This window comes from Pseudomonas sp. NPDC087612 (assembly GCF_044743505.1).
Lineage (GTDB): Bacteria > Pseudomonadota > Gammaproteobacteria > Pseudomonadales > Pseudomonadaceae > Aquipseudomonas.
This window is the reverse complement of sequence record NZ_JBIUWO010000006.1, coordinates 231,212-251,236: the sequence shown is the minus strand read 5'-3', so window position 1 is coordinate 251,236 and position 20,025 is coordinate 231,212. Positions and strand designations below refer to the sequence as shown.

General features: G+C 65.6%; 13 protein-coding genes. 9 read left to right on the top strand and 4 right to left on the bottom strand.

From position 1 onward, the window contains the following. Positions 1-74: 74 nt before the first annotated feature. Positions 75-1,427 carry a GntP family permease gene (locus ACIOVF_RS14600; RefSeq protein WP_045198708.1) on the top strand — a complete coding sequence of 451 codons (1,353 nt, stop codon included), beginning with the start codon at positions 75-77 and terminating at the stop codon, positions 1,425-1,427. A gap of 123 nt (positions 1,428-1,550) precedes the next feature. Here the strand turns inward: ACIOVF_RS14600 and yiaY are convergent, their stop codons facing one another. From yiaY to ACIOVF_RS14585, 3 genes are all read right to left on the bottom strand, one after another. Then, a complete protein-coding gene (gene yiaY, locus ACIOVF_RS14595; RefSeq protein ID WP_093383396.1) occupies positions 1,551-2,699 on the bottom strand; it encodes an L-threonine dehydrogenase in 1,149 nt (382 codons plus the stop codon). A 71-nt stretch (positions 2,700-2,770) separates the two neighbouring features. Continuing rightward, positions 2,771-4,333, bottom strand: coding sequence for a threonine ammonia-lyase, biosynthetic (ilvA, locus tag ACIOVF_RS14590; protein WP_401290318.1), 1,563 nt, complete (start codon positions 4,331-4,333; stop codon positions 2,771-2,773). 179 nt (positions 4,334-4,512) lie between these two features. Then, positions 4,513-4,941 carry a PACE efflux transporter gene (locus ACIOVF_RS14585; protein ID WP_123566036.1) on the bottom strand — a complete coding sequence of 143 codons (429 nt, stop codon included), beginning with the start codon at positions 4,939-4,941 and terminating at the stop codon, positions 4,513-4,515. Positions 4,942-5,039: 98 nt separating this feature from the next. Between ACIOVF_RS14585 and ACIOVF_RS14580 the strand changes: the two genes are divergently transcribed. The 8 genes from ACIOVF_RS14580 to ACIOVF_RS14545 all read left to right on the top strand — a co-directional run bounded on the left by ACIOVF_RS14580 (position 5,040) and on the right by ACIOVF_RS14545 (position 18,724). Next, complete coding sequence (locus ACIOVF_RS14580; RefSeq protein WP_401290315.1) at positions 5,040-5,924, top strand: LysR substrate-binding domain-containing protein; 885 nt, start codon at positions 5,040-5,042, stop codon at positions 5,922-5,924. Between the two features lie 113 nt (positions 5,925-6,037). Further along, positions 6,038-7,192 (top strand): non-hydrolyzing UDP-N-acetylglucosamine 2-epimerase, encoded by a 1,155-nt coding sequence (gene wecB, locus ACIOVF_RS14575; protein WP_093383410.1) that lies wholly within the window; start codon positions 6,038-6,040, stop codon positions 7,190-7,192. Next, a complete protein-coding gene (nrfB, locus tag ACIOVF_RS14570) occupies positions 7,189-9,363 on the top strand; it encodes a cyclic di-3',5'-guanylate-activated glycosyltransferase NrfB (RefSeq protein ID WP_401290311.1) in 2,175 nt (724 codons plus the stop codon). Before wecB ends, nrfB begins: the two co-directional genes overlap by 4 nt. Continuing rightward, positions 9,360-12,335, top strand: coding sequence for a phage receptor (locus ACIOVF_RS14565; protein ID WP_401290308.1), 2,976 nt, complete (start codon positions 9,360-9,362; stop codon positions 12,333-12,335). The genes nrfB and ACIOVF_RS14565 overlap by 4 nt, the downstream gene beginning before the upstream one ends. Then, positions 12,335-13,180: a DUF4434 family protein gene (locus ACIOVF_RS14560; RefSeq protein ID WP_045198696.1), complete on the top strand. Its 846-nt coding sequence runs from the start codon at positions 12,335-12,337 to the stop codon at positions 13,178-13,180. The genes ACIOVF_RS14565 and ACIOVF_RS14560 overlap by 1 nt, the downstream gene beginning before the upstream one ends. Before the next feature lie 30 nt (positions 13,181-13,210). Further along, complete coding sequence (locus ACIOVF_RS14555) at positions 13,211-14,299, top strand: diguanylate cyclase (protein ID WP_258597601.1); 1,089 nt, start codon at positions 13,211-13,213, stop codon at positions 14,297-14,299. A gap of 286 nt (positions 14,300-14,585) precedes the next feature. Next, on the top strand, positions 14,586-18,539 hold the full coding sequence (locus tag ACIOVF_RS14550) for an amino acid adenylation domain-containing protein (RefSeq protein WP_401290304.1): 3,954 nt from the start codon (positions 14,586-14,588) through the stop codon (positions 18,537-18,539). Further along, positions 18,536-18,724, top strand: coding sequence for an MbtH family protein (locus ACIOVF_RS14545; RefSeq protein WP_045198690.1), 189 nt, complete (start codon positions 18,536-18,538; stop codon positions 18,722-18,724). Before ACIOVF_RS14550 ends, ACIOVF_RS14545 begins: the two co-directional genes overlap by 4 nt. Here ACIOVF_RS14545 and ACIOVF_RS14540 read toward each other — a convergent pair. Continuing rightward, positions 18,721-20,019, bottom strand: coding sequence for an ATP-binding protein (locus ACIOVF_RS14540; protein ID WP_045198688.1), 1,299 nt, complete (start codon positions 20,017-20,019; stop codon positions 18,721-18,723). The two genes, ACIOVF_RS14545 and ACIOVF_RS14540, sit on opposite strands and share 4 nt — an antisense overlap. Between the last annotated feature and the right edge of the window lie 6 nt (positions 20,020-20,025).

Genomic DNA, 20,025 nt, shown 5'->3' with positions numbered 1-20,025 from the left:
AAGATAGCGCTGTCTCGACCCGTAAACGCTGTAATAGTTCCGCCCACAACAATGACAATACGAGGCACTGAACCATGTTTGGTTTGGCAACTGATACCTACCTGCTGCTCGATGCGGTGGTCACCATCATCGGCCTGGTGCTGCTGATCACCCACTTCAAGGTCCACCCCTTTGTCGCCCTGACCCTGGCGGCCGGTTTTCTCGGCCTGACCTCGGGGATGCCGGTAGCCAAGGTGATGAAATCATTCCAGGACGGCTTCGGTGGCGTGCTTGGTTTTGTCGGCATCGTCCTGGCCCTGGGCACCATGCTCGGCAAGCTGATGGCCGACTCCGGCGGCGCCGACCAGATCGCCCAGACGCTGATACGCGCCTTCGGCAAACAGAAGGTGCACTGGGCGATGATGTTCGCCGCTTTCCTGGTGGGCATTCCGCTGTTCTTCGAGATCGGCTTCGTGCTGTTGATCCCGCTGGTGTTCATCGTCGCCCGGCGCTCCGGGGTGTCGTTGATCAAGATCGGCATTCCGCTGCTGGCCGGCTTGTCGGTGGTCCACGGCCTGGTGCCGCCGCACCCGGGGCCGCTGCTGGCGATCGGCATCTTCAATGCCGACATCGGCAAGACCATTTTCTACGGGCTGATCGTCGCCCTGCCCACGGCGATCATTGCCGGCCCCCTGTACGGCAACTTCATCTCCAAATACATCCCGGGCAACCCCAACAAGGAGCTGATGGAGCAGATCGCCCGCGAGTCCGACCAGCAGAACCTGCCCAGCTTCAGCATCACCCTGATCACCGTGCTGCTGCCGGTGTTCCTGATGCTGCTGAAAACCTTCGCCGACGTGGTGCTGCCGGCCGAGCACATCGTGCGCCAATGGATGGACCTGATCGGCCACCCGATCAGCGCCCTGCTTGCCGCCTTGCTGCTGGCGTTCTACACCTTTGGCGCGGCGCGCGGGTTCTCCCGCCAGCAGATCATGAAGCTGCTTGACCAGAGCCTGGCGCCGACGGCGGCGATCATCCTGATCGTCGGTGCCGGCGGTGGCTTCAAGCAGATGCTGGTCGATACCGGGGTGGGTAATGTGATCGGGCAGATGGCCGTGCAGGCACAGATTTCGCCGATCATGCTGGCCTGGCTGGTGGCGGCGGTGATTCGTATTGCCACCGGTTCCGCAACGGTGGCGACCATAACCGGCGCCGGGATCGTTGCGCCAGTGATCGGCATGATGCCGGGGGTCAACCGTGAACTGCTGGTACTGGCGACCGGCGCCGGCTCGTTGATTTTGTCGCACGTCAACGATGCCGGCTTCTGGCTGGTGAAACAGTACTTCAACATGACCGTGGCCGAGACCTTCAAGACCTGGAGCATGATGGAGACCATCCTCTCGGTGGTCGGCATCATCTTTATCATGCTGTTGTCGCTGGTGGTCTGAAGACCTGCGGGCTGCTGCGCAGCCCATCGCTGGCAAGCCAGCTCCCACAGGTTCGGTGTACACAGGACCTTGTGGGAGCTGGCTTGCCAGCGATGCAAGACAACGCCTTGCTAGTACATCAGATCAAAAAGCTGCCTTGAAGATCGCCTCGATCTCTGCCTGGCTGGCCACCCGCGGGTTGGTCAGGCCGCAAGCATCCTTCAGGGCATTGGCCGCCAGGGTCGGAATATCGGCCTCCTTGGCCCCCAGCACCGCCAGCCCCGGCGCAATATCAATGGCCCGCGACAGCTGCTCGATCGCCGCCAGGGCGGCATCGCTGCCCTGCTCGGCACTCATGGCGCTGACATCCACGCCCATGGCCTTGGCCACATCGCGCAGGCGCGCGGCGCTGACGCTGGCGTTGAAGCGCTGCACATGGGGCAGCAGCACCGCGTTGCACACGCCATGGGGCAAATCATAAAAACCGCCGAGCTGGTGGGCCATGGCATGCACGTAACCCAGCGAGGCGTTGTTGAACGCCATGCCGGCGAGGAACTGGGCGTAGGCCATGTTTTCCCGGGCCTTGAGGTCGCTGCCGTCGGCCACGGCCTGGCGCAGGTTGTCGCTGATCAGCTCGATGGCCTTGATCGCGCAGGCGTCGGTGATCGGCGTGGCGGCAGTGGAAACGTAGGCCTCGATGGCGTGGGTCAGGGCATCCATGCCGGTGGCCGCGGTCAAGCCCTTGGGCATGCCGACCATCAGCGCCGGGTCGTTGACCGACAGCAGCGGCGTGACGTTGCGGTCGACAATGGCCATTTTCACGTGGCGCGCTTCGTCGGTGATGATGCAGAAGCGGGTCATCTCACTGGCGGTGCCGGCGGTGGTGTTGATGGCAATCAGCGGCAACTGCGGCTTGGCCGACTGGTCCACCCCTTCGTAATCACGGATATGCCCGCCGTTGGTGGCGCACAGGGCAATGCCCTTGGCGCAGTCATGGGGCGAGCCGCCGCCCAGGGAAATCACGCAGTCGCAACGCTCGCGCTGCAACAGCGCCAGGCCCTGCTCGACGTTGGCAATGCTCGGGTTGGGCTTGGCGCCATCGAAGATCGCCGAGTCGATGTCGCGCATCGCCAGCATTTCGGCAATGCGCTCGGCAATCCCGGCCTTGGCCAGGCCCGCGTCGGTGACGATCAGGGCCTTGCGCAGGCCGTATCCGGCAATGGCAGCCATCGCCTCTTCGAGGCAATCGATGCCCATGATGTTGACGGCGGGGATGAAAAACGTGCTGCTCATGGCGAAATCCTCATGCAATGTTCCTTTGCCTTGAGGATCCGCCTGTCTGCCCTGCCCCGTGTTGATCTGAGTCAGCCGAGGAACAGCCGGTAGGCCGGGTTGTCGCTTTCGTCCCAGTAGCGGTAGCCCATGGCGTCCAGCGCCGCGGGCAGGCTGGCCTGTTCATCCTGCGGCACTTCCAGGGCGGCAAACACCCGTGCTTCGGCGGCGCCATGGTTGCGGTAGTGGAACAGGCTGATGTTCCAGCGCTTGCCCAGGCGCTCGAGAAAGCCCAGCAAGGCCCCCGGACGCTCGGGGAATTCAAAGCGCAGCACGCGCTCGTCCGCCCCAGGCCCGGCATGCCCGCCCACGGTGTGGCGCACGTGGGCCTTGGCCAGTTCGTTGTCGGTCAGGTCGAGCACGCTGTAGCCCTGTTCGCGCAGGCTGGCCAGCAACTGGTCGCGCGGGTCGGTCTGCGGATGGGTCTGCACGCCAACGAACAGTCGCGCCTCCTTGCCGGGGTAGTAGCGGTAGTTGAACTCGGTGATCTGGCGCTTGCCCAGGGCCTGGCAAAAGGCGCGGAAACTGCCCGGCTGCTCGGGGATGGTCACGGCGATGATCGCTTCGCGCTGCTCGCCCAGTTCGGCGCGCTCGGCAACATGGCGCAGGCGGTCGAAATTGACGTTGGCACCGGAGTCGATCGCCACCAGGGTCTGACCCTGGGCGCCTTCGCGGGCCACGTACTTCTTGATCCCGGCCACGGCCAAAGCGCCGGAAGGTTCGGTGATCGAGCGGGTGTCGTCGTAGATGTCCTTGATCGCCGCGCACAGCTCGTCGCTGCTGACGGTGATGACCTCATCGACATAGTGGCGGCACAACTCGAAGCAATGGGCGCCGATCTGCGCCACCGCCACGCCTTCGGCAAAGCTGCCGACCTGGGCCAGCACCACCCGCTCGCCGGCGGCCATGGCCGCTTGCAGGCAGTTCGAGTCCTGCGGCTCGACGCCGATCACCTTGACCTCGGGGCGCAGGTACTTGACGTAGGCGGCGATGCCGGCGATCAGGCCGCCGCCACCGACCGGAACGAAGATCGCATCCAGCGCGCCGGGTTGCTGACGGAGGATCTCCATGGCCACCGTGCCTTGACCGGCGATCACGTCGGGGTCGTCGAACGGCGGCACGAAGGTCGCGCCTTCGCTATCGGCCAATTTCAGCGCATGGGCCAGGGCGTGGGGGAAGCTTTCGCCGTGCAGCACCACCTGGCCGCCGCGCGAACGCACGCCTTCGACCTTGAGCTCCGGGGTGGTGGTCGGCATCACGATAGTGGCGCGCATGCCCAGTTCGCGGGCGGCCAACGCCACGCCCTGGGCGTGGTTGCCGGCGGACGCGGTGATCACCCCGCGCTGGCGCTGGGCCGGGCTCAGGCGGCTGAGACGGGTGTAGGCGCCGCGGATCTTGAAGGAAAAGGTCGGCTGCAGGTCTTCGCGCTTGAGCAACACCTGGTTGCCAAGGCTGCGCGACAGCGCCGGCGCCGCTTGCAGGGGCGTTTCGATCGCCAGGTCGTACACCGGCGCCGCAAGAATGCGCCGCACGTAGTCAGACAGCAGGTTCAGCGGCGCGGCAGGTGTGCGGGGGCTAACGGCAAGGCTGGTCATCGGTGACTCCTGGTTTTTTTAAAGTGCCCAGGAGAGAGAGAAAGAACCCGCCTCCAGGGCGGGTTCGGTGCAAGTGCCAGCTAGCCCGCCAAAACGATAATGGCGGTAATAATGCTGTGCTGAGGCGACTGCAGGAATGTGTTCATGCCAGCGAAACTAGCGCAGCCGCCCAGGCAAAGTCAAGCCGGCTCGCGGGCAGAATCGGGCACATCGAACACCCGGTCGAAGGCCCACTGGAACACGAAGGCATAGACAAAGAAGAATGCGAACAGCGCAAGGTTGGTCAGCAGCGCCTGCCACAGGCTGATCTGCAGCCAGCCGGCGACCACCGGCAAGAGGATCAGCACCAGCCCGCCTTCAAAGCCCAGGGCGTGGAGAAACCGCCGCCACAGGGTGCGCTGGCGCTGGGCCTGGCGGGCTTCCCAGTGCTCGAACGCCCAGTTGTAGAACATGTTCCAGGCCAGGGCCAGCGCCGACAGAATCAGCGACAGCACCGTGGAGTGGGCCATGCCGGCATCGAAGGCCCAGGACAGCGCCGGCGCCACGCACAGCACGGCGATGGTTTCGTAGAGAATGGCCTGGACGACCTTGCGCGACTTGCCTTGCATATCTGCCTCCCTGAACGTCAATGAAGCCCCACCCTAGCGGCGTTGAGGCGATGCTTCAATTGAGCTAAATTGAGCCTCCCTCAATTGGCTTGAGCACCGTGTTCGGCAAACTGCCCCTGACTGCCCTGCGCACCTTCGAATCGGCGGCCCGCCTGGGCGGCTTCAAGGCTGCCAGCGACGAACTGGCAGTCACGCCTGCGGCGGTTTCGCACCAGATCAAACGCCTGGAATCACAGCTGGGCCTGCTGCTGTTCGAGCGCAGCCGCCAGGGTGTCAGGCTCAGCGACGCCGGCGAGCGCCTGTACCTGCAGGTGCACCAGGGCCTGGCCAACCTGCAGCAAAGTCTTGACGACCTGCAACCGCCCTGTGATCGCCAGCAACTGACCCTGACCACCACCGCGGCCTTCGCCAGTGCATGGCTGATCCCGCGGCTGGGCGATTTCCATCGCCGCCATGCCGACATCCAGGTGCGGGTGCTGACCGGCAACGAGGTGGTCGACCTGCAGCGCGAGCACCGTTTCGACCTGGCCTTGCGTGCCGAATTCAATCCTGATCCGGCGTTGCAGCGGTTGCCATTGCTGGCCGAGCATTTCGCGGTATACACCCCGCCCGGTTGGCAGCCGCCGCCTGCCAATCTGCCGCTGTCGATGCTTGAAGTGCCGTGGACTTCGGTCAGTGGCGTAGTCATCGACTGGGCCCGTTGGTGCGCCCTGGCCGGGTGTGAAGACTGGCTGCAACGGGCGCGTTTTCATCACTATGACGATGAGCACCATGCCCTGCAGGCAGCCGCTGCCGGCTATGGGCTGGTGCTGGCCAGCAACGTGCTGGTGGCCGACAGTGTGCGCCAGGGTGTGCTGCAGCCGTGGCACCCTGAGGTGCGCTTGCCGGCCGCGCAGTACAGCGCCGTGTGGTTGCCGGGGCGCGAGCGCGAACCTGCGCTGCGGGCGTTTCTCGACTGGCTGGCACTCTCCCTGGGGCCTTGAGCAATCGCTGACCCGCCCATTGGACAACCCCGCCTTCTACTGCTTGTATCTAAACCTTACAAGAGCGGCAGAACGTACAACTTCTCAGAAAAGGACGGACGAGGAGCGGGACAATGGCGTACACAGTCATGATGGTGTTTGGCACACGCCCGGAAGCGATCAAAATGGCCCCGCTGGCCCAGGTGTTGCGCCAGTGGCCGGATATCGAGCTGAACATCTGCTCCACCGGCCAGCACCGGGAAATGCTCCAGCAAGTGCTGCACGATTTTGGCCTGAGCGTCGATGAAGACCTCAAGGTGATGACCCAGAACCAGACCCTCAACGGCCTGTCCCAGCAATTGCTCAAACAGCTCGACGACACCTACGCACGCATCCAGCCCGACATCGTCCTGGTGCACGGCGACACCACCACCAGTTTCATCGCCGCGCTGGCGGCGTTCAACCGGCAGATCCCCATCGGCCACGTCGAGGCAGGGCTGCGCACCGGCAACCTCAAGGCGCCGTGGCCCGAGGAAGCCAACCGGCGCCTGACCGGGGTGATCGCCGACCTGCATTTCCCGCCCACCACCAAGGCCCGCGACAACCTGCTGCGCGAAGGCGTGGTGCTCGAGCACATCGAAGTCACCGGCAACACCGTGATTGACGCGCTGCTGTGGATGCGCGAGCACCTGAACAAGAGCCAGTGGAAACCTGCGCCCGAGTCGCCGCTGGCGCAACTGCGCGACGACCAGCGCCTGGTACTGATTACCGGCCATCGCCGGGAAAACTTCGGCCAGGGTTTCGAACGCATCTGCCTGGCCCTGGCCGAACTTGCCTTGCGTTACCCGCACGTGCAGTTCGTCTACCCGGTGCACCTCAACCCGCAGGTGCAAAAAGCCGTGTACGCGCTGCTCTCGCATCAGCCGAACATCCTCCTGGTGGCGCCCCAGGACTATCAGCATTTCGTCTGGCTGATGGACCGTGCCTACCTGATCCTCACCGATTCGGGCGGCGTCCAGGAAGAAGCGCCGGCACTCGGCAAGCCCCTGCTGGTGCTGCGCAAGGTCACCGAGCGGCCGTCAGTGCTCGAAGGCGGCACGGTGATGCTGGTGGGCACCCAGACCGAACGCATCGTCAAGGAAACCAGCCGCCTGCTCGATGACAGCGAGGCCTACCAACGCATGAGCCGGGTGTTCAGCCCTTACGGCGACGGCCATGCCAGCGAACGCATCGCCGAACGCCTGAGCCGCTGGCTCGAGGAAAACGCCGCTGAGCGAGACGAGGCATGAGCCTGGCCTGGGTCGATTTCTTCACCTATGTATTGTTCGGCCTCAAGCTGCTGGCCATCGTCCTTGCCAGTTTGATGTTCCTGCTCGGCCTGGATGACCTGTTCATCGACATCGTCTATTGGGGCCGCAAGCTGATTCGCCGCTTTCGCATCTACGACAAGTACGAGAAGGCCGACGAAAAACGCCTTTTCGAAGTGCCGGAAAAACCCCTGGCAATCATGGTCCCGGCCTGGAACGAGGTCGGTGTGGTCGGCGAGATGGCGCGCCTGGCGGCCTCGACCATCGACTACGAAAACTACCAGATCTTCGTCGGCACCTACCCCAACGACCCGCAGACCCAGGCCGACGTCGACGCCGTGTGCCTGCACTACCCCAACGTGCACAAGGTGGTGTGCGCGCGGCCCGGGCCGACCAGCAAGGCCGACTGCCTGAACAACATCATCGATGCGATCCTGCGTTTTGAGCAGGACGCGCGCATCGAGTTCGCCGGCTTCATCCTGCACGACGCCGAAGACGTCATCTCGCCCATGGAGCTGCGGCTGTACAACTACCTGCTGCCGAACAAGGACATGATCCAGATCCCGGTCTACCCCTTCGCCCCCGAGTGGCGCGGTTTTACTGCCGGGCACTACGTCGACGAGTTCGCCGAAAACCACGGCAAGGACGTGATCGTGCGCGAAGCGTTGACCGGCCAGGTGCCCAGCGCCGGGGTCGGCACCTGCTTCAGCCGCAAGGCGATCAGCGCCCTGCTCGAAGACGGCGACGGCATTGCCTTCGACGTGCAGAGCCTGACCGAAGACTACGACATCGGTTTTCGCCTCAAGCAAAAGGGCATGAAGTGTATCTTCGCCCGCTACTCGATGAGCGACCCGCAACTGGCCCTCAAGCGCGACTGGCGCTGGGGCATGAGCCGAGAGTTCGCCCAGGTCATCTGCGTGCGCGAGCACTTCCCGCGCGACTGGCAGCATGCGATCCGGCAAAAGTCGCGGTGGATTGTCGGCATTGTCTTCCAGGGCACCAGCAACCTGGGCTGGAGCCGCACCGGCGCGCTCAACTATTTTCTCTGGCGCGACCGCCGCGGCTTGTTCGCCTACCTGCTGAGCTTTCTGGTCAACCTGCTGTTCCTGGTGCTGATCGCCATGTGGCTGGTGACGATGCTGGCGCCCAACGCCTGGCGCTTCCAGTCAATTCTCAGCGACAGCCCGCTGCTGATGACCCTGCTCTGGCTCAACGGCCTGTTGTTGATCAACCGCCTGTTCCAGCGTGGCTTTTTCGTCACCCGTTACTACGGCATCTTCGAGGGGCTGCTGTCGGCGCCGCGGATGATGTGGAGCAACTTCGTCAACTTCTTCGCCAACCTGCGGGCGCTGCGCCAGGTCATGGAAATGGGCGACTCGCGCCGTGTGGCCTGGGACAAGACCACCCACGAGTTCCCGGCCCTCGGCGCGCCGGCACGCACGCCTCTGGGTCAGCGCCTGGTGGCCAAGGGGCTGGTCAGCGAGGCGCAAGTGCAAGCGCTGATCACCAGTCCCGTGCGCCGGCGCCTGGGCCGCGAACTGCTGCTGCGCGGGCTGTTGACCAGCGAGCAACTGGTGCAAACCCTGGCCGAACAACTGGATTTACCCTGGGCGCCATTAAATCCATTCAAACTTGAGCGCAAATTGATTACCCTGCTGCCCCGCCGCCTGGCAGTGCACTACGGGGTGCTGCCGGTAGCGCAAGACGGCGATACATTGATCCTGGCCAGCGAAGGCCCGGTCAGCCAGGTGTCCCTCGGGGTCATCAGCCGTCAACTCAAGCGCCCGGTGCAATATCGCCTGGCGCCCCAGGGCCGGGTCACCCTCGGCCTGCGTTACCACTACCCCAGCCCCTGGCAGAAGGAGGAGACCCGGCACATGCTCGCGGTTCTCGAAAAGCATCAGGACGATGCCGCGTTGCTTGAGCGGGTCAGTCACCACCAAATCATGCTCGGCACCCTGTTGCAGGTGCGCGGCATGGTCCCCCCCACGTTGTTCAACCAGGCCTTGATCGATTTCAACCCGGAGCACATGTCCCTGGGCGAGCACCTGATTGTCCGCGGCATCATCAGCGAAGCGGTACTGCAAGACGCCCTCGCCGAGCAGCTCGAAGAACAGCAAGCCGCTTATGACCTGACCCGGGAGGTGGCATGAGTGTGCGCCCGCCGCTGACGCTGGCCAGTTTGTTGTTGTCGTTCTACACCGTGCACGGCCTGGCCGCGCCGCTTAGCGACTTCGAACGCTTTCGCAGCTACCCCTTCCTTGAACGCAGCTACCGCGAGGCCAAGGCCGACAACTGGAAAGAAGTCGAACGCCTGACCCGCCACCTGCTCGAGCGGGTACCCAACAACAGCGAAGCCCGCGCCTTGCTGATCCAGGCCCTGGCCCATCAGCGCCGCTACCGCGAAGCCGAGCAACTGGCCGAAGCCGCCAGCAGCAGCGACGCCGACGCCCTGCTGGAGCTGCGCCTGACCTGGATCGAGCAGGACCCACCCGCCGCAAGCCGGGTCGAGGGCTGGATCGCCACCAGCAGCCTCAACCAGCGTATCCGCCTGTGGCAGGCCTACAGCCTGAGCCTGGCCAAGTTCGGTGGCGCGGCCAAGGCCCTGGAGTGGCTCAACCACCTGCCGGCCCATGGTGACGACAACATCCTGCGCCTGGCCCGGGCCAACTGGGCCGAGCAACTGCGCAACTGGAGCCAGACCATCGCCGCCCTGGCGCCGCTGGCCGAGCGCGGCGAGCTGCCGGCGCAAGACTGGCAGCGCCTGGCCAACGCCTACGTGCAGCGCCTGGACGAGGCGCCACTGCAACAACTGCTCAAGCAGGCGCCCACCCCCGAGATCGCCCGCCAGACCCGCCTGGCCATGGCCAACCGGGCAATTGCCATGGGCCACACCGAGCTGGCCCAGCGCTGGCTGCAGTCGCTGCCCGAGCAAGACCTGCACGACCCGGCCAATCGCCGGCAGCTGTGGGAACTGGCACGCCAGGGCGATGATGCCGCGCTGGTACGGCGGCTCAGCAACGAGCTGAACCGGCCATGCCTGGAAACCACCGAATGGCTGTCGCGCCACGATCCGCAGGCCGCCCGCGAGCAGCTCAAAGGCTGCCGCGCCGATGACAACCCCAAAGCCTGGCTGGTACTCAACCAGCGCCTGCAGGGCCCGGGTGGCGAGGCGCGTTCCGCACAGATGTGGGAGCGCCTGTACCGCCAGAGCGGCGACCTGCAGGCCCTCGAACAAGCGAGCTTCCTGCAGCTCAAGGAGGGCCGCAAGGAGCATGTGCGCCAACTGCTCGAACAGGCCTACGACCGCCGCCAGGGCCGCTTGCCACAACCCTTGCTGCAGCGCCTGGCCGGGCTTTACAGTGCCGACGATGCGCCGCTCGACAGCCGGCGAATGGCCGCCTTGATCCCGCGGGTCGATGCCGCCAACCGCGCCCTGCTGCTCGCCCGCCTGGCCGAGCGCGGGCAGTGCGACACGGTCCGCCAGGCGATCCCCGCCACACCCAGCGAAGTCGGCCAGTTGCGTGCCCTGGGCCGCTGCGCCATGCCCGAGCGCCCTGGCGAAGCGGTGGTCTATTACCAGGCCGCCGCAGACCTGGGCGATACCGGCAGCCGCCTGCCGCTGGCCTACGCCCTGGAAGCCGCCGGCGATTCCTACGCCGCGCAACCGCTGTGGAAAGCCCTGGCCGACAGCGAGTGGACCGCCAACGCCCGGCTTACCGCCGCGCGCAGTGCGCTGAACGCCGACAATCCTCACCTGGCATACACCTATTGGAAACAGGCAACGCCGGTAACGGCCGATGACTGGGCGCTGGGCGCGGCCATCGCCCAGCGCGACTACCAGGTCCACGACGCCATGGACTACCAGCGCCAGGCCCTCGCGCAGCAACCGCGCCCCGACCATTACTATGGCGCTGCGGTGACCGCCGCGCAGAACGGCGACCTGGCGCAGAGCACCGCCTGGCTTGCCGAGGCCGTGCGCCTGGCGCCAGAGCAGCCGCGCTACAGCGCCGACTACGGCATGCGCCTGGCGGGCTCGGAACAACAAGTAACCCGCGCCCGCTCGATCCCCTACCTTGAGCGCGCCGCCAAGGCCTTCCCCGAGGATTACCGGATCGGCGAAACCCTGGCCTGGCGCTACGACGAAGTCGAGAACAGCGCGGCGGCCCGTAAAGAGCTGCGCCGGGTGCTGGATGTCGAACACGACCTGGTCGATGGCGACGACCAGTTCGGCAGCCTGGACGCCCGCAAGTACCGCCAGCGCCGCGCCCACGAGGCGCTGTCGCGGCGCGACAGCTTCACCCTGGCCAGCACCTGGTCGCCGGCCGGCGTCTCGACCAACGACAACTTTCGCGATGACCGCCAGGACCGCCGCGCCACTTCGCAAAACGTGCAACTGGCGATGTGGGACCACGCCCTGGGCGAAGAGCCGAGCCGCAACGGCAGCACTTTCTCGGTCTATGGCCGGGTGCTGTTCGGCGGCAGCGGGCGCAACGACTATGCGCAGAGCATGGGCACCGGCGTCGGCCTGCGCTACAAGCCGTTGGGCACCAGCAACCTGAACCTGTACACCGAGCTGTACCACCAGCGCCAGATCGACGATGCCCGTTACGGCGGCCTGAGCCTTGGCCAGTTGCTCAGCCCGAGCAAGGTCGGCGACAACTATGGCGACCTGCGCGGCCATGCCGAGTCGAGCAACGACCTGCTGCTGCGCGCCACCGCCTCGTACCTCGACCAGGGCAAATGGCGCAACGACTGGCGGGTCGACGAGGACGAGTGGGACGAGCGTTTCCTCTACCTCGATGCCGCCTGGTGGACCCGCGCCGGCGACCATCAATGGCTGTCGCGCTACCAGCGCGGGCACACCTGGAAGCTGCCCAGTGCCTCGCCACAAACCCTGATGCCGTATGGTTTTCTCGAGTTCTCAAGCCAGGACCCGAGCAACGACTGGCGCCAGGACCTGCGCACCGGCCTGGGCCTGCGCTGGCAATGGTGGTTCGACGACGACCGCTACAACGCCTATCGCGGTTCGCTGAAAGTACGCGCCGAATACCAGCAGTCGCTGGGCGGCAATCTTTATGAACACGCCAACGGCGTGTTGCTGGGTGCGGAGTTGACCTTTTGATGCGCCGCTTGATCGCTGTGATGCTGTTCGTCCTGAGCCTGCAGGCAACTGCCGACGAGCGCCTGTTCTACCAACCGCTGAACCGCGACGCGCAGTTGAGCGAGGCGCAGTGGCGCGCGCTGTGGCAAGCCACTGCGGCCCAGGGCGGCAAAACCCTGATCGTGCAGTGGAGCGCCTATGGCGACAGCGACTTCGGCGGTGCCCGGGGCTGGCTGGCCAACAGCCTGCGCCTGGCCCACGAACAGGGTCTGCAGCTGGTGCTGGGGCTGTACATGGACGCCGCCTATTACCAGCGCATCGACGAACTCGATGGCGCCGGCCTGGCCGCCTATTGGCGCGCGCAACTGGGCAATTCCCTGGCCCAGCAGCGCAAGATCCGCCAGGACTGGCAGTTGCCGGTGGCCGGCTGGTACCTGCCGATGGAGCTGGACGACCTGCACTTTCACAGTGCCGACCGCCGCCAGGCGCTGTACACCCAGCTACAGGCCTTCAATCGCCGCCTGGATGCGCCGCTGCACATCAGCGCTTTCAGCGCCGCGCGCCTGAGCCCGCAAGTCAATGCTCGCTGGCTCGAGCAGCTGGCCAGCCTCAAGCTGCAGGTCTGGTGGCAGGACGGCGCCGGCACCGGGCGCCTGGCGCCGCTGGTGCGCCAGCACTACGAGGATGCCCTGCCCTGCAGCATCGGCATCGTCAACGAAGCCTTTCGCCAGACCAGCGCCGCCGGCCAGCCCTTCACTGCCGTGGCAGCGCCACCGCAGCTGCGCAGCGACTGTCATCCGCGGGCAGTGTTCTCGTTGCGCTACCGGCCCTGGACTCAGGGGGTACTGCCCTTGGCCGGGCACTGAAACCGTCTTCTTTGAGCATTCAGGGCTGCCATGTACAAGACCATCGAACAGCAAGTGCGCAGGAACGTCGCACCGCCGCAACTGCGCGAAGAATTCCGCCAGCACGACTTCGAAAGCCTGAAGTCGTTCAGCTTGCTGGTGTTCGTGCTGAGCCTGGGGATCTGGATTCTGTTCGACCTGATCGTCAGCTACCAGGGCAATCAGGGCCTGACCTGGCTGTCGGCGCTGTTCATCGCGGTGATGGGCATGCTCACCATCATCCTCGGCTTCGTCCGCAAGGCGGCGCATTTCGATGTGCTCAACCTGGTGTTCATCGCCGTGATCACCCTGGCGGTGCGCCTGGTGATCGACGGCCTGCCGCAAGCGCTGCGCCCGGCCTGGATGGTGCTCGGCGCCTCGAGTGTGCTGTACAGCGTGTCGGTGCTGCCGGTGCGGCGCTGGTCGTTCCTGGCGACGATGCTGGTGACCTGGGTCAACCTCAACCCGTTCCAGGTCCCGGACATGCACCTGTTCGAGCTGCGTGGCAGCATGTTCGTCTGCTATGCGGTGTTTCTCAACGGCCTGACCCTGTACAGCTACCTGAAGATGCGCCGGGCCAAGCTGTACAACTTCTACATGGCCAAGTTGCTGCTCGAGCAAGCCTACGTCGATGCCCTGACCGAGATCCCCAACCGCCGTTCGTTCATGGCCAAGGCCGAAAAACACCTGCAGCAGGACGCAGCCGCCACGCGCTACCTGGCGATGATCGACATCGACAACTTCAAGAAGGTCAACGACCAGTTCGGCCACGACATCGGCGACGTGGTGCTCAAGCGCATCGCCGCCAGCATCAAGGCCTCGATGAGCGAATTCGAGTACGCACGGCTGGGCGGTGAAGAGTTCGTGATCTACGTCTGGGGGCTCAACCAGGCCGACGCCGAACGGCGCATCGACGCCCTGTGTCGGCGGGTCCGTGACGAAGTCGCCGAGCATCCGGTGACCATCAGTATCGGCCTGGCGCAAATCCTCGCCGAAGACACCCTGAGCAACGCCCTGGTCAAGGCCGACCAGGCGTTGTACGAGGCCAAGCGCAGTGGCAAGGACCGCTACGTGCTGTGGCGCGAGCCTCTCGGGTTGTAAGCCTTCAGCCCTTCGCGGCGGCCGCCAATGGCGCCGCGCCTTCGCCGAGATGCTCCCGCCACCCCTGCCGAGCCGCCTGGCAGCGAGTGCAAGCCTGCGGCCAACCGCGACCATCCTGCCGGTAAAGGCCGCAATCGTGCCGTCACAGCGGCTGTAGTAGTGCTCTGCCGGTCATCGCCAAGCCCCCTTGCGCTGCCTCTCAAAGCCCCCGTCCGCGTGCACTTGCAGATCATTTGCGCCGCTCTACGCTGCAATTTCGCGCAAACCCGGACAGAGGAACACTCGAATGGATTCGAAGATCACCAGCGAAACCGGCCACCCCTTGACCGCAGGCCAACTGTGCATGTGGTTCAACGCCCAGCTTGCCCCACCCCAGACCAACATGAACCTGGCGGAGTCCGTCGACATATTTGGCGCGGTGGACGTCGAGCGCTTCATGACCGCCCTGCGCCGAGTGGCTGATGAGGCCGAAGCGGTGCGGCTGAACTTCGTTGACAGCGCCGAAGGCCCGCGGCAACTGCTGGCCCCGCGATTCAGGGGGGAACTGCCGTTTCTCGACTTCAGCACGGCGGATGATCCACGGGCCAGTGCCGATGCCTGGATGCATGACGACATCCAGCGCCGCGTCGACCTGGGCTGCGACCCGCTGTGGATGTCGGCGCTGCTCAAGCTGGGCCCGGCGCATTTTGTCTGGTACCAGCGCCCGCACCACATCATCCTCGACGGCTTTGGCGCCGGGTTGCTGGTGCGGCGCCTGGCCGACACCTACCAGGCCCTCGGCGAAGGCCAGCCGGTGTCCGCCGCCAGCGCCTTGCTGCCGATCAGCGAACTGGCCGAACAAGACAGCGAGTATCGCCAGTCGGAGCGCTTTCAGCGTGACCGCGAGTACTGGATGCAGCGCTTCGCCGACCTGCCGGCGCCGATGAGCCTGGCGCGCCAGCGCACCCTCAACCACGACGGCCTGCTGCGCCGCACCGCCCACCTGCCCGCGGCCAGGGTCGACGCCCTGCGCCAGCGCGCCAGCGAACTGGGCAGCACCTTGCCGCAGATCCTCACCGCCGCCACCGCCGCCTACCTCTATCGGGCCACCGGCAACCAGGACATGGTCATCGGTGTGCCGCTCAGCGCCCGGCGCAACGCACGCATGCGCCAGGTGCCGGGCATGGTCGCCAACGCCATGCCGATGCGCCTGAGCATGCGCCCGGACATGAGCCTGGCCGAGCTGGTCCAGGAGGTATCGCGGCAAATGCGCCAGTTGCTGCGCCACCAGTCATACCGCTACGAGCACCTGCGCAACGACCTGGGCCTGCACGGGGCTCATCAGCAGCTGTTCACCACCCTGGTCAATATCGAGCCCTTCGACTACGCCATTGCCTTCGACGGCCACCCTACCCGCGCACGCAACCTGTCCAACGGCACCACCGACGATTTGGGCATCTTCTTCTATGAGCGCGGCCTGGGCCAGGACCTGCAGTTCGATTTCGACGCCAACCCCGGGCTTTACAGCGCCCAGGCACTGGCCGAACACCAGCAGCGCCTGCTCAAGGTGTTCGACGCGCTGATCGAACAGCCCCAACAGATGGTTGCCCGCATCGAACTGCTGAGCGACGAACAGCACCAGCAGTTGCACGCCTGGAACCGCACCGCGGTGGACTACTCGCCGTGGCAGCCGGTCAGCCAACTGATCGAGCAGCAGGCCCGGCGCACACCCGATGCCTGCGCGCTGCTGTTCGCCAACCAGCAGCTCAGCTACGGGCGCCTGAACCAGCAGGCCAATCGCCTGGCCAATCGTCTGCAACAGCACGGCATCGGCGCCGACAGCCTGGTCGCCATCGCCATGCCGCGCTCGCTGGAACTGGTGATCGGCCTGCTGGCCATCCTCAAGGCCGGCGCCGCTTATGTGCCGCTGGACCTGGAGCTGCCGCGCGAGCGACTGCGCTTCATGATCGAGGACAGCGCAGTCCAGTTGTTGCTGACAGCGCAGGCGTACAGCGGCCTTGGCGCCAATCTTGCCCCTGAACTGATGCTCGATGACCTGCTGGACGATGAGCACGGCAACGACGATACCCCCCTCAGCCACGTGCAAGGCAGCAACCTCGCCTACCTGATCTACACCTCCGGCTCCACCGGCCAGCCCAAGGGTGCCGGCAACAGCCATGAAGCCTTGTACAACCGGTTGATGTGGATGCAGGCGGCCTACCCGTTGACGAGCGCCGACACTGTGCTGCAGAAGACCCCTTGTGGCTTTGACGTGTCGGTCTGGGAGTTCTTCTGGCCGTTGATGAGCGGTGCCCGCCTGGCCATCGCCGAGCCCGGGGCCCACCGCGACCCGCAACAGTTGCTGGCGCTGATCCAGCGCTACCAGGTCACCACCCTGCACTTCGTGCCGTCGATGCTGCAGGTGTTTGTGCCCGAGCTCCAACCCGGCCAGGGCCAAAGCCTGCGGCACATCATCTGCAGCGGCGAAGCGCTGCCCGCCGAGCTGCAGCACCAGGTGCTGCAGGCGCTGCCCAATACCGCCCTGCACAACCTCTATGGCCCCACCGAAGCGGCCATCGATGTCAGCCACTGGACTTGTCGCGACGATGGTAGCCACAGCGTGCCGATCGGCCAACCGATCGCCAACCTGCAGGCCTATGTGCTCGACAGCAGCCTGCACCAGCAAGCAATCGGCAGCCCTGGTGAGCTGTACCTGGGCGGCATCGGCCTGGCCCGGGGTTATCACCGCCGCCCGGGGCTGACCGCCGAGCGCTTTGTCGCCAACCCGTTCGGGCCGCCCGGCAGCCGCCTGTACCGTACCGGCGACCTGGCACTGTGGCGCGCCGACGGCCAGCTTGAATACCTCGGGCGGGTTGATCAGCAGGTCAAGCTGCGCGGCCTGCGCATCGAGCTCGGCGAGATCGAGCACCTGCTGGCCAGCCATCCGCAAATTGCCCGCTGTACGGTGCAGGTGCGCGAAGACTGCCCCGGCCAGCAACAACTGGTGGCCTACCTGGTGCTGGCCGGTGAACAGGCGCTGGACCTGGGCCAGCTTGGCTATTACCTGGGCGAGCGCCTGCCCGAGTACATGGTGCCCAAGGTATTTGTGGTGCTGGCGCAACTGCCGTGCACCGCCAATGGCAAGCTCGACCGCCGGGCGCTGCCGGTGCCGGCGCAGCACCTGCAGGCACAACGCCCCGCCGAGCCTGCGCAAGGCCCGCTCGAACAGGCCTTGGTGCAGATCTGGAGTGAACTGCTACAGCGCCAGGGTATCGACCGCAACAGTCACTTCTTTGAACTGGGCGGCCATTCGATCCTGGCAGTGCAAGTCGCCGCACGCTTGCGCCAGCAACTGGGCATAGAAGTGATGCCCACCGATCTGTTCACCCGCCCGGTGCTGCACCAGTTTGCCGAGCAGCTCCAGCGCAGCGCGGACCTGGCCCGTCCTGGCGACCCGTTCACGGTGCTGCTGGAACTGCGCAGCGAAGGCAGCCAGGCGCCGCTGTTCTGCCTGCCGCCGGGCGGCGGCCTGGGCTGGCCTTACGCGGCGCTCAGTGGTTACCTGCCCGACCGCCCGCTGTATGCCCTGCAGGCTCGCGGCCTGCGCAACCCGGGGCTACGCCCGCAGAGCGTCGAAGCCTGCGCCAGCGACTACCTGGCGCAGATCCGCAAGGTCCAGCCGGTTGGCCCGTACCATTTGCTCGGCTGGTCATTCGGCTGCCATGTCGCCCACGCCGTGGCGACCTTGCTGCAGCGCGAGGGCGAGTCAGTGGCACTGCTGGCGCTGCTCGACGGCTACCCGCTGCAACCTCACAGCCAGGTCCCGCAACTGAGCGACCAACAACTGCTGGCCCTGCTGATCGGCACCCTGACCAACAGCCCGGCAGACTTCAGCCAGCCCTTGCAACCGATCGCCGAGCAGCGCCGTTACCTGGCCGAAGTGCTCAACCTGGAAGGCGCGATCGTCCAGGCCTTCTGCGATGAAGTGCGCCAGACCGTGCCGTTGATGGAGCGTTTCAAACCGCAGGTGTTTGCCGGCGAGGTGTTGTTCCTGCGCGCTACCGAAGGGCTGCGTGACGCCCTGTGGCAAGACCCCGAGCACTGGCGCGCCCACGTCGATGGCCGGTTGCAGGTCCACGATATTGCCTGCATGCACGAAAACATGTTGCGTGCTGACGCCGTGGCGCAGATCGCACCGCTGCTGGCCAGGGCCCTGCAGGCCAGCGAAAGCGCCCGCCGTGCCCAGGAGGTGAACCCATGAGCAGCCCATTCGACAACCCGCAAGGGCAATTCCAGGTGCTGCGCAATCACTTGCACCAGCACAGCCTGTGGCCAGCCTACCTGGCCTGCCCGCCCGGCTGGCAAGCGGTGTTCGGCCCGCAGCGCAAAGCGCTGTGCCTGGACTACGTCGAGCAGCACTGGCGCGACTTGCGCCCGCGCCGCTAGCCGCGCGGCAGCCTGATCTTGAACTGCGCACCGCCCAGCGCCGACTGCCCGACCGTCAGGGTGCCGCCCTGGCCTTCGATGGCCCGGCGGCTGATCGCCAGGCCCAGGCCGAAGCCGCCGGTGGTACGGTCGCGGCTGCGGTCCAGGCGGTAGAACGGCTGGAAGATCAGCTCGCGCTGGTCGTGGGGGATGCCGATGCCGTTGTCCTCCACGGTCAGCAGGCAATGGCCCTGGGGGTCGAGGCTCAGGCGCAAGAGGATCTGCCCGTCGCAGTAGCGCATGGCGTTGCGTACCAGGTTCTGCAAGGCACGGGCGGTCAGCCGTGGGTCGAGGATGAAGCGCGGCAGGTTGTCGTCGGCGCGCACCTGCCATTCGATGCCACGGCCATCGAGCTCTTCGGCAAAGCTGCCGAGGATGCTGTCGACCAGCTCCAGCAGCGACACCTCGACCCGCTCGCGGGCCTGGTCGGCGTTCTGCAGGCGGCTGTAAGACAACAGCTCGAGCACCAGTTCATCCAGCTCGCGCACATGCCCGACCAGTTCCAGCAGGCGCTTGCGGCAGTTGGGCGGGACTTCGTCAAACAGCAGCACCAGGCCAAAATCCAGGCGTGTCAGCGGCGTGCGCAGCTCATGGGACACGGCATTGAGCAGTTCGCGCTGCTGGGTCAGCAGGCGTTCGACGTCCTGGGCCATGGTGTCGAACACCTGGGCCAGTTCGCCGATGTTCGAGCGCGGCGGAATATGCGTGCGCTGCGACAGCTCGCCCTGGCCCAGGCGCCGGGCGGTTTCCTTGAGCCGTTCAAGGTCGCGCCAGTGCGGCCAGACCCAGAACAGCAGGCAGCCGAGCAAGGCGGCGCCGATCAGCACGGTCACCACCCAGGACAGCAGGCTGATGTCCAGGGGGTCGGGCGGATTGCTCAGTTCCACCAGCCAGGTGTCGTCCAGTGGTGCCAGGGCGGTCTCGTAGTAGCCCCAGTCGCCCAGGCGCACCACGTTCAGGCCGGCCTTGAGGCGGTCGCGCTCCGCATAGCTGAGGCCAATTTGGTCCTGGCGGCGCAGTTGGATTTCCAGCGGGGCGAAATCCGCCGCCAGTTCCTTGGCCTTGGCCGGCCATTCAGTGCTCGGCACCTGCTCGAACTGCTTGACGATCAAGCGTTGCACGCCACGGGCCTGGTCAAGGTTGTAGGCAATGAAACGCTGGTGAAAGGCGCCGACGATGGCATCGGGAATCAAAAAGATCGCCCCGGCATAGGCGACGATGGTGATCAGGTACAGGCGGATGAGGATTTTCAGCATGAGCCG